The organism is Pseudoalteromonas sp. C2R02, from assembly GCF_018860845.1.
GTDB lineage: Bacteria > Pseudomonadota > Gammaproteobacteria > Enterobacterales > Alteromonadaceae > Pseudoalteromonas.
Genome location: NZ_JAHKQC010000034.1, coordinates 177,989 through 192,179 on the forward strand (window position 1 = coordinate 177,989; position 14,191 = coordinate 192,179).

Genomic DNA, 14,191 nt, shown 5'->3' on the forward strand with positions numbered 1-14,191 from the left:
ATGCAATCAATAACACAATTATTATATTTACAAGGTATTGGCAATCAATATACCAGTTATAACGGCGATCAAATTACAATTAGTGATGATGTAAGACGCAGTGTTTTAGCAGTATGTGGATATGACCTAGAAGATTTAGATGCCGTCAACTTAGCTAATTTTCAATTAGATGTTGCCCCTTGGTTCGATATTATTGCTAAAACTAGCTTTGTATCTAATTGTGATTTTATTTTGAAAGTACGTGCTAATGCTGCTCAAGTTAAATCACAAATTTGTTGGAAAATTTATAAAAATAACCAATTAGTTAATTCAAACTGTAAGGGGTTAGCGCAGTTAAAAGAAGTTGGCAATTATCAATATAATGATCAAGTGTTCCGTGAATTCGCACTCAAAATTGATGATATTGCGATTGGATATTACCAGATTGAAATATCAATAAACGATATTACACATAGTGGTGAATTAGTTGTTTATCCAAATAAAGCTTATTTAAATGACTATAACCAAGCATGGGGTGTATCCCTGCAATTATATAGTCTCATTAGTGATAATAATTATGGAATAGGTGATTTTAATGACTTAAAAAGTGTAATTCAGCATTCATCACAACGCGGTGCTGACTATATTTTATTAAATCCATTACACGCATTATTTGATCATGAGCCAAATAGAGCGAGTCCATATAGTCCTAGCGATAGATTATGTATCAATCCTTTATATATACATATCCAAGATATTGAAGACTTTAATAATTGTGCTGATGCACAAGTATTAGCTAAATCTGATTTCTTATCAACTCAGCTGAGGCAGCAAAAAAGTGAAAGTTACATAGATTATGAATTGGTATTTTCCTTAAAGTATCAAATTTATTACATCTTGTTTCAGTATTTTTTAGAACACCATAAATTAATTAAATCGCATTATTACAAACAATTCATCAATTATAAAAATGGTAATGACATTAGCAGCTATTGTGATTGGGTGTGTACTCAAGAAAACTTAAAAGCGAATTATAAAGATCCAGAGTTTATTGCTTATTTACAATGGCAAGCCAATATTCAATTTGAGCAGTGCCAACAATTGAGTAAACAAAGTAATATGCGTTTAGGTTTAATACGCGATCTAGCAGTAGGGTGTGCTCAAGACGGTAATGAGTTTAAACAAAATGAAAATATCTTCATTAAAAATGCCAGTATAGGCGCACCACCAGATCCTTGGTCTAATGAAGGACAAAACTGGGGTCTACCACCCATAGAACCGATTAAATTAAAACAGTCAGGTTATAGCCATTACATCAAGTTACTACAATCGAATCTGAAAAGCTGCGGCGCACTTAGAATTGATCATGTTATGGCATTATTAAGACTCTGGTGGTGTATTTTAGATAACTCAGAGCAAAACAAAGGGTGTTACGTTTATTATCCATTTGAGCAGATGTTAGCTTTACTTAAGCTTGAATCTCATCTGAACCAATGTGAAGTGATTGGCGAAGACCTAGGTATCGTACCAGATGAAATTAAATCAGCATTGAAATCATCTAATATCTATTCCAATTTACTATTTTATTTTGAAAAGAATCATATAGGAGAATTCATCGCTCCAGATGAATTTGAGCCTCATGCCATGCTTATGGTTGCTAATCACGATGTACCAACATTTAAAGCTTGGTGGCAAAAAAGTGATATAAATTTACGCCATTCTTTAAATTTATATCCCAGTGCAGATAAATGCCTTGAGGCACTAGCTCAACGGCAATCTGAAAAAACCAAACTACTTAATTGGTTAAATCTATATAAAAGCCAATCTGACGTTAAAGAATTAACGTTAGATTCATCACATCAACACATTTATCTCAGCTTACTAATCATTTTAGCACGCACTAAAGTGAAGTTACTCACAGTGCAGCTTGATGATTTGGATGATAACGAGTTGCCCGTAAATATTCCTGGAACAGATAAAGAATACCCTAATTGGCGAAGGCGCTTACACAATAAACCAAAAAAGTTATTTTCAGAAAATACGTTTTTTAAGCAATTAAATCAGGCAAGGAAGCACTATGAGTGAAGCAATGTTAATAACACCTCAGGTATATAAACCTGATTATGATACACAAGTATCTGCTTTAAACTTAGGGGTATTTAGTGATCCTTTTTCGTTTTTAGGCGTACACAAGTTTAATGAAGATCAATATGTACTTAGGTGTTACATACCAGGTGCAACTAAAGTTTTTTATGAGACTAGTAAACACAAGTCAGCTTATAGCAGATATAAAAATACAGACTTATTTACTTTGATTTTAAATAAATCTTTTTTTAGTCAGCATTATAAACTCAATATTAATTATCCATTGTCTAATGAAATACATTCTGATGTTTATACATTTGAATCTACATTAGATTTAAATGCCATGTATTTATTTAATGAAGGCACGTTAGAGCAGGCATATCAACACTTAGGTGCGCATTGGCAAACACTAGAACAACACATTGGTGTTAGGTTTACTTTATGGGCACCCAATGCAAAGAGTGTCAGTTTAATTGGTGATTTTAACCATTGGAATAATAAGCGCCATCTAATGAGAAAACATCCAGCATGCGGAGTTTGGGAAATTTTTATTCCAGATATAAGTGAGGGGCAAAGCTATAAATTTAGTATTGTTACCCCGCATGGTGATAGATTAGAAAAATCTGACCCTTTTGCATTTTCAATGCAATTACCTTCAGATACCGCATCTGTAGTACCTGAACAACAAGCATTAACTGGTTGCAATAAAACTCCCAAAGACATTAATGATCTGCAATATGCCAGAGAATTACGTAATGCGATTGATAAACCAATTAGCATATACGAAGTACACGCTGGTTCTTGGCAACATGATACTCAAAAACTTGAACAGGGTTTAAAGGGCTACCTGAGCTACCAGCAATTATCAGAAAAACTGGTGCCTTATGTCAAATCTCTTGGATTTACTCATATTCAGTTAATGCCAATTAGTGAATTTCCATTTGATGGTTCGTGGGGATATCAGCCAGTTGGCATGTATGCACCTACAAGTCGTTTTGGCAGTGTTGCTGATTTTCAAAATTTAGTTGATGCCTGTCACGAACATAATATTGGATTATTAATAGATTGGGTACCTGGACATTTTCCTTCAGATCCCCACGGTTTAGCTAAATTCGATGGCTCTCACCTATTTGAACATGCAGATAAACGTCAAGGATTCCATCCTGATTGGAATACTCATATCTATAATTATGGTCGCGCTGAAATACAGAGCTTTTTAATTTCTAATGCAATGTTTTGGTTTGATAACTTTGCAATTGATGGTTTAAGAGTTGATGCTGTCGCTTCAATGCTTTATCTAGATTACAGCAGAGAGTCAGGAGAATGGATCCCGAATCAATATGGCGGTCGTGAAAACCTAGAAGCCATTGAACTATTAAAACAAGTTAATCAAAGATGTTATGGCAACTATCCAGGGATCATGATGGCAGCAGAAGAGTCTACCGCATGGCCTGGTGTCACACAGTTTGTAGAACATGGTGGTTTAGGCTTTGGTTATAAGTGGAATATGGGCTGGATGAATGACAGTCTCAACTACATGTCAAAAGATCCTATCTATCGCGCGCATCATCATAATGAAATGACTTTTTCTCTCATCTATGCATTTAGTGAAAACTATATCTTGCCGCTTTCACATGATGAAGTGGTACATGGTAAAGGTTCTTTAATTAATAAAATGCCCGGAGATGATTGGCAAAAATTTGCAAATTTACGCGCATATTATGCATTTATGTGGGCACATCCAGGTAAAAAATTATTATTTATGGGCGGAGAGTTTGCTCAGTACAATGAATGGGATCATGACTCATCCCTTGATTGGCATTTATTAGATTTTGAACCACATAAAGGCATGCTACAACTGATCACAAACCTAAATGCTGTTTATCAAAATCACAAAGCTTTGTATCAGTTAGATAATAAACAAGAAGGCTTTAAATGGATAGATGGTGGCAATGCCGGTCAAAGTATATTTAGCTTTATTCGTTTTGCACAAAATTTGGATGAACATATCGTTGTGATCAGCAATATGACACCTAATACTCATCAAAATTTTAGAATTGGCGTACCAAGTAAGTGTGAATATGAAGTAATACTCAATACCGACGCAATTGAATATTGGGGATCTGATTTTAATAAACAATCACGATACCAACCTCAATTAATTCAATGGCAAGGTTTTGAGAATAGCATTTATTTAGACATACCGCCTTTAGCTACCTTGTATTTAAAAAGAGTAGATTAATGCCAATAGATTATGAGTTAAAACCTGGGTTAATTTTCCCTTTAGGTTCATCAGTTATATCAAGCAGTGAAATCGAGAAATACAGTATTAATTTTGCTGTATTTTCCAGTTCAGCTCAAGCAATACAACTTTGCTTATTTGATGAAAATGGTACTCATGAAATTGGGCGCTTTGAGCTATTCAAAGGCGAGGGGCATATTTGGCATGGCCAAATAGATTACTTGCCTAAAGATCAGTTATACGGTTACCGCTTAACAGGTGACTTTAATCCTGAGCAAGGTCTTAGGTTTAATCCAAATAATCTATTGATCGACCCTTATGCGAAGGCGCTATTTGGCGAGTTTACACCAGCCACAGCTTTTGATTTTATTTTAAACTCAGATGAAAATTCAGATAGCGACTTTGATGAAGCTTGCAATCACAACAACACAACTGAAGAAATTAATAATTTAGATACAGCAGCATATATACCCAAGTCTCAAGTATCGAATATTAAGGCTTATACAGGCAAAAAACCTTGTATTCCTTGGCATGATACTGTGATTTATGAATGCCATGTTAAAGGGGCAACTAAAAATAATACATTAATTAATGAGTTACATAGAGGTAAATTTTTAGGACTCGCAGAACCGGCATTTATCGCACATTTGAAGAACTTAGGCATTACAACCCTTGAGTTGCTACCTGTATATCAATTTATCAGTGAACGTTTTTTACAAGATAAAAACCTAACTAATTACTGGGGCTATAATAGTTTAAACTTTTTCACTCCTCATAATGCATATTTGACTCACGGTAATATCATAGAGTTTCAAACTATGGTTGCTCAACTACATAAACATAATATTGAAGTTATATTAGATGTTGTTTTTAATCATACAGCAGAAGGGAATCATCATGGTCCTACTTTATGTTTTAAAGGTTTTGATAACCCAAGTTATTACCGATTAGATCCCATTAATCTCGCTACATATATTAATGATACTGGTTGCGGTAATACAATTAACATCAGTCATCCTATGACATTAAAATTGGTATTAGATAGTTTAAGGTATTGGGTTGAAATCATGGGCGTTGATGGCTTTAGATTTGACTTAGCTCCCATACTTGGACGTGACCCTTCAGGATTTAAAACGCATCATACATTTTTTCAATCTATCAACCAAGATCCTATTTTAAGCCAAGTTAAATTAATTGCAGAACCTTGGGATATTGGCCCAGGCGGCTACCAACTCGGTAATTTCCCCCCTAACTGGCGAGAGTGGAATGACAAATATCGCGATGTAGTTCGTCGTTTCTGGCGTTCCGATCTTGGTTTATTGCCTGAGTTTGCTTTACGTTTTCATGGCTCAAATGATTTATTCGAACACTCTGGTCGAAACTCTAGTGCAAGTATTAATTTTATTAGTGCCCATGATGGTTTTACATTAACAGATCTAGTGATGTTTAATGAAAAGCATAATGAAGCCAATGGGGAGGAGAATAGGGATGGTCATAGTGAAAACTATAGCTTTAATTTTGGCATAGAGGGTCCTACTGATGAACTTGATATCAAAGTAAAAAGGTTAAAACAACAAAAAAATATTCTATTGACGCTGTTATTTTCACAAGGCGTGCCTATGATATGTGCAGGTACTGAAAGTGAACATTCTCAAAATGGTAATAACAATGCTTATTGCCAAGATAATGATATTAGTTGGCTTACAGATCAAAATATCTACCAAAAATCTCCTCTATATCGCTTTATTACCCAAGCTTTATCTTTAAGAAAACAGTTTAAAGTATTCCAGCAAACACGTTTTATTCACCAAAACGATAGTGAATTTGAACTTATTTGGCTTAATAAAGAGGGGCTGCCTATGTCTGAAACTGACTGGCAACTCGAAGATAACCATATTTTAGGCTATATGATTTCAAATAAGTCTCATAAAAATAACTTTGATGTATTACTGATTATATTTAATGCTTCACAAAATGACTGTTCGTTTCAATTACCAAACATCCACATAGCAACCCCGTGGCAAGTCCGCTTAAATACCTTGCCTTCACCTAATTTAAATGAAATGTATACCTCAGAGCAGAGCATAATGATTGGCGCTCAAACAGCTTGGGTATTGTCTACAACGAAAGAAGGAACATTGAGTGAGTAGTGAAAATATTTCTAGTTTAAGGGATCTTCAAGAAGGGCCCGTTATAGATGAAAATACCTTACATGATGACTTAACAAGACATTTTTATTATACCTTAGGGCGAGATCGCGTTGGTAAATCTCATTTATATTTATATAACGCATTAGCTTTAACAATCCGCGATAGGTTAATTGCTCGATGTCGACAAACAAGACAAAGCCTAATCAATAAACCAACAAAACAAGTGGCGTATTTATCATTAGAGTTTTTGATGGGTAGGGCACTCGGCAATGCCGTATTAAATTTAGAGCTTGATGAGAGTGTTAAAAAAGCTTTAGAACAATACTCAAGTACCTTAGAAGAAGTATCTGACGCAGAACACGATGCTGGATTAGGTAATGGGGGCCTAGGTCGATTAGCCGCATGTTTTTTAGATAGCTGTGCAAGTTTAGCCTTGCCTGTGACTGGCTATGGGATCCGCTACGAATATGGCATGTTTAATCAAAGCATTGAAAATGGTCATCAAGTTGAGCACCCTGATAATTGGTTAAGGGAAGGGCACCCTTGGGAAATATCAGCACCTGAACATACGAGAAGAATAAAATTCTTTGGTCATGTAGAAATATATCAGGATAAAAAAGGTCGCAAGCATCATCAGTGGTTAGGCACAGAAGATGTTCTCGCTGTGCCTTATGACGTGCCCATTCCTGGTTATAAAAATGATGTAGTAAACACATTAAGACTTTGGAAAGCAGAAGCAACTGATGAGTTTGATTTAGATGAATTTAATGCAGGCAGTTACACTGACGCTGTCGCACATAAAAACTTAGCTGAACAAATCACAATGGTTTTATATCCTAATGATGCCAGTGAAAATGGTAAAGAGCTTAGGTTACGCCAGCAATACTTTTTAACGTCAGCCAGCCTGCAAGATATTTTAGCTGACTGGGTTGCACGTTTTGGTGAAGACTTTACTGAATTTGCACAAAATAACGTATTTCAACTTAATGATACGCATCCAAGTATCGCAGTTGCCGAGCTCATGCGATTATTAATTGATGATTATGATCTAGATTGGGACAAAGCATGGTCAATCACCACAAAAACCATGGCTTACACAAACCATACTTTGTTGCCTGAAGCGCTAGAAAAATGGTCAGTGCCATTATTCAAAAATTTGTTACCTAGATTATTAGAAATTATATATGAAATTAATGCGCGATTTTTATTAGAAGTGGCATGTAAATGGCCTGGCGATATAAATAAGCAAAGAAATATGTCTTTAATCGAGGAAGGGGAAGTCCCTCAGATCCGTATGGCGTATCTGGCTATTGTAGGCAGCTTTTCGGTAAATGGTGTAGCTGCATTACATACCCAATTACTCACAAAAGGTTTATTTAATGACTTTTACCAGCTGTGGCCGACCAAGTTTAATAATAAAACCAATGGTGTTACCCCTAGACGCTGGCTATCTCATTGTAATGAAAACCTCGCTAAATTAATTTCTAAAAAAATTGGTGATGATTGGATCCGAGATTTTTCAAAGGTAAAACAAATACGCAGATTTTATGATGATGCCGCTTTTCAAAAGCAATGGCAGCAAGTTAAGTTTGATAATAAACAAAAGCTTGTTGCTTTAGTTAAACGAGATTGCAATGTCGAGTTTGATGCCAACATGATGTTTGATGTTCAAGTTAAGCGGATACATGAATATAAACGACAATTACTCAATGTTATGCATGTGATCCATTTATATGAGCGTATACGTAAAGGCGATACAAAAACGCTCACACCAAGATGTGTATTGTTTGGCGGTAAAGCTGCGCCTGGTTATTTTATCGCAAAGTTGATTATCAAGCTTATTAATAATGTAGCGCAAACAATTAATGCAGATCCCCTTGCTAAGCCTTATCTAAGAGTCGCGTTTTTACCTAATTACAATGTGACGGCGATGGAAACAATCTGTCCTGCAACTGATTTATCTGAACAAATATCAACTACAGGTAAAGAAGCTTCGGGCACTGGTAATATGAAATTTATGATGAATGGTGCTATCACTATTGGCACTCTTGATGGTGCTAATATTGAAATTAAGCAAGCTGTTGGTGATGATAATTTCTTTTTGTTTGGTGCAAAATCAGAGCAACTAGCTGATATTCGAAATAATTATGACCCTATAAATATCATTGAAAACTCGCAAAACTTAAAAGAAGTTATATCACTTATAGAATCTGGTCATTTTAATTTATTTGAACCGGGTCTATTTCAACCTCTACTTGACTCAATCAAAAGCTCAACTGATGAATGGCTAGTAGCCTATGATTTTGAAAGCTACGTTAAGGCACAACACATGGCAGAACTTGCATATCAAGATAAAACCCATTGGACGCGTTTGAGCATTTTAAACACAGCAGCCAGTGGCTCATTTTCAAGTGATCGCACGATTAACGAATATAGTCAGGATATCTGGCAATTGTAAAAAATTTAATACTTACGGAGAAGTAAAATGCCAAATTATGAAAACCGATATATCAGTAATTTAACAAGAGAAACTTATGCACTTATATTAGCAGGTGGAAGAGGCTCTCGCTTACATGAATTAACAGATTGGCGTGCTAAACCTGCGGTCTATTTTGGTGGAAAGTTTAGAATTATTGATTTCCCTTTGTCTAACTGTATTAATTCAGGGATCAGAAGAGTGGGTATTGCAACGCAATATAAATCTCATTCTTTGATCCGTCATGTTAATCGTGCTTGGGGTCACTTTAAAAAAGAACTGGGTGAATCAGTTGAAATTTTACCTGCATCTCAAAGGTATGGTGATGATTGGTATTGTGGTACTGCTGATGCTGTTTTTCAAAATATGGATATCATTCGTCATGAATTACCTAAGTATGTGATGATTTTATCTGGCGACCATGTTTATAGAATGGACTATGGTGCATTAATCGCAAAACATGTTGAAACCAATGCAGATATGACGGTGTGCTGTATTGAAACTGATATTGAAGAGGCTGCTGGCACTTTTGGTGTTATGACAGTTGATAAACAAAATCGTGTAAAACGCTTTGATGAAAAGCCAGCTATGCCAACATCAATTCCAGGCAAAGCGGGTAAATGTTTAGCATCTATGGGCAATTACGTATTTAATACTGAGTTTTTATTTGAACAACTAAAAAAAGATGCACAAAGAGAAGGTTCAGGTAGAGATTTTGGCCATGATATCATTCCGGCAATTATAGAAGAGCATAATGTATTTGCATTCCCATTTAGTGATCCAGGCCATGAAGGTCAACCTTATTGGCGTGATGTTGGTACATTAGATTCATTTTGGGAAGCGAATATGGAGCTTGCTTCTCCTGAACCTCAACTAGACCTATACGATGCTAACTGGCCAATCTGGACTTATCAAGAACAATTAGCACCCGCTAAATTTGTTTTTGATAATGACGAAAGGCGTGGAATGGCGGTAGATTCAACTGTATCTGGTGGCTGTATTATATCTGGCGCAACAGTTAGAAAATCTTTATTGTTTTCTAATGTGCATGTGCATTCTTTTTGTGAAATTAATGAAAGTGTTATTTTACCTGCAGCTATTATTGGCCGAAATTGTAGAATTAAGCGCGCCATCATAGACCGTAGTTGTGAGATCCCAGATAACTTAGAAATAGGTTATGACCAAGAGCAAGATATTAAAAACGGTTTTAGAGTATCTAAAAAAGGTATTGTTTTAGTAACGAGAGATATGTTGATTGCGTTAGCCAAAAGACAACAAATAACTGATAACACAGTGCAAGTAGCCCAACTCGCTTAAAGGATTAAAGAGATATGCAAATATTAATGGTCGCAGCAGAAAATGATGCGATTAAAGGTGCTAAAGTAGGTGGTGTAGCTGATGTTGTAAGAGATGTCCCTACAGCACTTGCTATGCTTGGTCATAATGTTGATGTGATTATTCCTGATTATGGTAATTATACTCATGTTTACGAATCAAATAAGTTAGCAACCTTTTATGTGCCATTTTCAGGTCACCATGAAGAAGTTACTTTAAACGAAATATACACAGATAAGGGGGAGCTAACTGTAAGACAACTCATTCTAAGCCACCCTTTATTTACCTCTGGTGGTATAGGTCGTGTTTATTTAGATGATCCAAGTGATAGACCATTTTCATCAGATGCGACAAAATATGCTTTATTTTGTGCCGCTGTTACACAAGGTATTTATGAGCAACATATAATAATGCCAGATGTATTACACCTTCATGATTGGCATAGTGCACTGGTTGCGGTTTTATGTGAATACAACGAAAAATATCATGAACTGAAACAGATACATACGGTTTACACCGTACATAATCTCGCTTTACAGGGGATACGTCCTTTTAAACATGATGAATCAAGTTTAGAACATTGGTTTTCATCTTTATCATATGATGGTCAACTAATATGTGATCCGCGATACCCTCATTGTTTTAATCCAATGCGTGCCGCAATTAATTTAGCTGATAAAGTGCATTTAGTGTCACCTACATACGCTTTAGAAGTTTTAGAACAAAGTAATTTTAATCAAGGTTTCTTTGGTGGTGAAGGCTTAGAGTTAGATTTAAAAAAAGCCTCATTTGATGGCAAAGTGGTTGGTATTTTAAATGGCTGTGATTATCAAAATATACCCAATGTTAAAGTTTCAAATGAAACTCTATTAAAATCCGCTAAAAGCTCATTATTGGCTTGGATGTCTATAGAAGTACACGTAAAAAGTGTTCACTATATAGCAATTGAGCGTATAAATGACTGGCTTAATCGCGGTACTTTTGATGGCCCATTAATTACTAGTATTGGTCGCTTAACAGATCAAAAAGTGCTTTTATTAAGAGAAAATATCGGCCGCCCAGACACTTTTTCACAAATATTACATCATCTAGATGCCAATAAAGGCAAAATGATTATTCTAGGCTCGGGAGATAAACAAATTGAACTAGAATTAACTCAGCTTATGGCAAAACACGACAATTTTTTATTTTTGAATGGTTATGGTCAAAACTTAAGTGACTCGCTATATGAATTAGGGGATATATTTTTAATGCCAAGCTCATTTGAGCCTTGTGGGATCAGCCAAATGTTAGCATTAAGATCAGGTCAACCTTGTTTAGTTCATTCAGTTGGAGGGCTTAAAGATACTGTAAAACATTTAGATAATGGTTTTAGTTTTAATGGCAATTCGATTACTGAGCAGCAAGAGAATTTAATAACGACTTTTAAACAGTCATTAAATATTTTTAAATCACAGCCTTCTCAATGGAAGAAAATCGTGACCAATGCTAAAAAATCAAGATTCAATTGGCAAGATAGTGCAAAAGCGTATATTGAAAACTTATATTAAATCTTAATTTTAATAATACAGACGTTATAAATTATGATATCTGTATTATTTAATTAGAGGCATAAATTAATTATAAATCAGTCTATAATTTCATAATAAACAGTTACTAAATTAGAATTTAATTGAACCAAGAACTTACCGAACAGCTCATATCTAACTGGAATGTTACTTTAAACATAATTGCGAAATTGATGGATATTCCTGTTGTACTGGTAATGTCAGTAAATGAAGATCAGATTCAAGTTTTTTCTAAAAATGATGATGTTAATAATCCCTATAATCTAGAAGATTCAGAGAATTTGGCCGATTCAGGATTATATTGTGAGCATGTCATAAAAACTCAAAAGCCCCTTGAAGTTTTCAATGCCTTACAAGATCCTAAATGGTGTAACAACCCAGATTTAGAATTGGATATGATTTATTATTATGGTGTACCCTTAAGTAGTCGTCAAAATGAACCTTTTGGCACCTTATGCGTACTTGATAAAAAACAAAGAAAAATAGAACCAAAATTTGTTGCATTGTTGAATGAAATTAAAGCCACATTTGAAATGCAATTATCTACTTTTAATCATCAAAAGCAATTGCTTCAACAAAAGTCAATTGCGAGTATTGATTCCTTAGTTTGGGGTATGGCACACCATTTAAATACACCTATTGGCACAAGTATTACTTCCGTGAGTATTATTAAAGAACGAATTAGAGTAATTGAAGATAGCATCAAAACCAAAACCTTAACGATGAAGCAGTTAACAGATCAAATATCTGATATCAATGATAGTTTAGTCATAGCAGAATCTAATTTAAAAAAGTCAGCATTATTAATTGATGACTATAAAGATATTTCTATTGCACAAAATGAAGGTATTCTCACTGAATATAATATTGCAGATTTAATATCAAATTGCTTAAAAACAAAAGAAAACCAAATTACCGCTTTAAATATCACAATTAAACTCAAATGTGATACCAGCTTAATATTCAAAACATGTAAGAACTTATTTTCACAAGTGTTGACACATTTAATAAATAATACATTAGTACATGCATTTGAACCTGAGACTAATAATAGAGTTATTAATATAGAGGCGATACAAGCTCACTCCCATTTGCAATTAACCTATACAGATAATGGCGGCGGAATAACCGACAATATTCGAGATAAAATATTCAATCCTTTTTTTACTACCGATATGAAAAAAGGGCATGGCTTAGGGCTAAGCATTGTTGAAAAAATAATTTCCTTACAGCTCAATGGAAAAATAGAGTTAGTTCATACATCTCATGGTTCATCTTTTGAAATTTTATTGCCTAAATAATATCAACGGTTTAATATTTTTATGTGTTTGTGGTTAAACCTGTTAAAATCCCTGAATTCTATTTAGGCATTTTAAAGACCTAAACACTATTGAGAACACATAAATGACAAATAACGATCTACTTTTTAAAATTCACACAATCTTTGATTATACAACCGAGGAAATGCTTGAAATATTTTCCTTGGCTAACCAAAAAGTAACGGCTGAACAATTAAACGCATGGATTTTAAAATCAGAAGAAGAAACGTCTGAACCACTAGATGATAAAAGTTTAGAAACATTTCTTAATGGTTATATTGTTTTTAAACGTGGCCCGAGTGAAAAAGGTCTTCCAGCATTATCAGTTAAACTTAATAACAACATCATTTTAACTAAATTAAAAATAGCCCTTAATTTAAAAGCGGAAGATTTAATTGCGCATTTTCAAATCGCGGGATTAGAATTAAGTAAACATGAAATCAGTGCTTTTTTCAGGAAGCCTGCAAACAAACATTATAAAAAATGTACAGCTCAAACCTTAGCTTGTTTTATGAAAGGCGTTACATTAAAGAACTCAACTAAATAGAACCTATTTTTATTTAGCTACCATTGAAAATTCAAGGCTATTACTAAGGTGGTCTTGAATTAAACCACTGACAATAAATACATAATAAGTCTACATGGATACTTAGATTTAATCTGAAACTATAAAGCTATACTCTTAAATTTGTCCTAATTTAGATTAGCTCATTACCTTAATAAAATTGAAATTAGTACAATATTCACCTTCTCTTGCATCACTCATAAAAATGTTATTTTGCACCCATTTTTATTTCAAAATACTCAACAATTAATCTTATAAATTAAAATCTGTCAGCAATTTAGGTTCAATTGTAAATTTAAAGTTGCATCAATATTAAATATTGTATACATTATCCATGTTGTACCTTTTATCTTTGCAATAATTTTAACTCTCGCTGTAAAGACTAAATGCAGTTAACCTGGGTTATATTGTTGAATTTAGCATAATGATATTTGGTCTATGTCTGCTTAAAAGCAAACGTAAGTGCAACATT

General features: G+C 34.3%; 8 protein-coding genes. All 8 read left to right on the forward strand.

What is annotated here, in order from left to right; genetic code table 11:
• The 8 genes from malQ (at position 1) to KO527_RS14110 (ending at position 13,701) form a co-directional block, all read left to right on the forward strand.
• A complete protein-coding gene (gene malQ, locus KO527_RS14075; RefSeq protein ID WP_216040918.1) occupies positions 1-2,064 on the forward strand; it encodes a 4-alpha-glucanotransferase in 2,064 nt (687 codons plus the stop codon).
• Positions 2,057-4,306: a 1,4-alpha-glucan branching protein GlgB gene (gene glgB / locus KO527_RS14080; protein ID WP_216040919.1), complete on the forward strand. Its 2,250-nt coding sequence runs from the start codon at positions 2,057-2,059 to the stop codon at positions 4,304-4,306. Before malQ ends, glgB begins: the two co-directional genes overlap by 8 nt.
• A complete protein-coding gene (gene glgX, locus KO527_RS14085; RefSeq protein ID WP_216040920.1) occupies positions 4,306-6,456 on the forward strand; it encodes a glycogen debranching protein GlgX in 2,151 nt (716 codons plus the stop codon). Before glgB ends, glgX begins: the two co-directional genes overlap by 1 nt.
• Complete coding sequence (locus KO527_RS14090; RefSeq protein WP_216040921.1) at positions 6,449-8,914, forward strand: glycogen/starch/alpha-glucan phosphorylase; 2,466 nt, start codon at positions 6,449-6,451, stop codon at positions 8,912-8,914. The genes glgX and KO527_RS14090 overlap by 8 nt, the downstream gene beginning before the upstream one ends.
• A gap of 27 nt (positions 8,915-8,941) precedes the next feature.
• Positions 8,942-10,249, forward strand: a complete 1,308-nt coding sequence (gene glgC, locus KO527_RS14095; protein ID WP_216040922.1) for a glucose-1-phosphate adenylyltransferase — start codon at positions 8,942-8,944, stop codon at positions 10,247-10,249.
• Positions 10,250-10,263: 14 nt separating this feature from the next.
• Entirely contained in the window at positions 10,264-11,817 is a 1,554-nt protein-coding gene (locus KO527_RS14100) for a glycogen/starch synthase (RefSeq protein WP_216040923.1), read from the forward strand.
• 122 nt (positions 11,818-11,939) lie between these two features.
• Entirely contained in the window at positions 11,940-13,136 is a 1,197-nt protein-coding gene (locus KO527_RS14105) for an ATP-binding protein (protein WP_216040924.1), read from the forward strand.
• Positions 13,137-13,239: 103 nt separating this feature from the next.
• Positions 13,240-13,701 carry a DUF1456 family protein gene (locus tag KO527_RS14110; RefSeq protein WP_216040925.1) on the forward strand — a complete coding sequence of 154 codons (462 nt, stop codon included), beginning with the start codon at positions 13,240-13,242 and terminating at the stop codon, positions 13,699-13,701.
• The last annotated feature ends 490 nt before the right edge of the window (positions 13,702-14,191 follow it).

Bases quoted from the DNA above. Each gene is read 5' to 3' on its own strand.
- malQ (WP_216040918.1), top strand. From the start codon at position 1: ATGCAATCAATAACACAATTATTATATTTACAAGGTATTGGCAATCAA.
- glgB (WP_216040919.1), top strand. From the start codon at position 2,057: ATGAGTGAAGCAATGTTAATAACACCTCAGGTATATAAACCTGATTAT.
- glgX (WP_216040920.1), top strand. From the start codon at position 4,306: ATGCCAATAGATTATGAGTTAAAACCTGGGTTAATTTTCCCTTTAGGT.
- glgC (WP_216040922.1), top strand. From the start codon at position 8,942: ATGCCAAATTATGAAAACCGATATATCAGTAATTTAACAAGAGAAACT.
- KO527_RS14100 (WP_216040923.1), top strand. From the start codon at position 10,264: ATGCAAATATTAATGGTCGCAGCAGAAAATGATGCGATTAAAGGTGCT.
- KO527_RS14110 (WP_216040925.1), top strand. From the start codon at position 13,240: ATGACAAATAACGATCTACTTTTTAAAATTCACACAATCTTTGATTAT.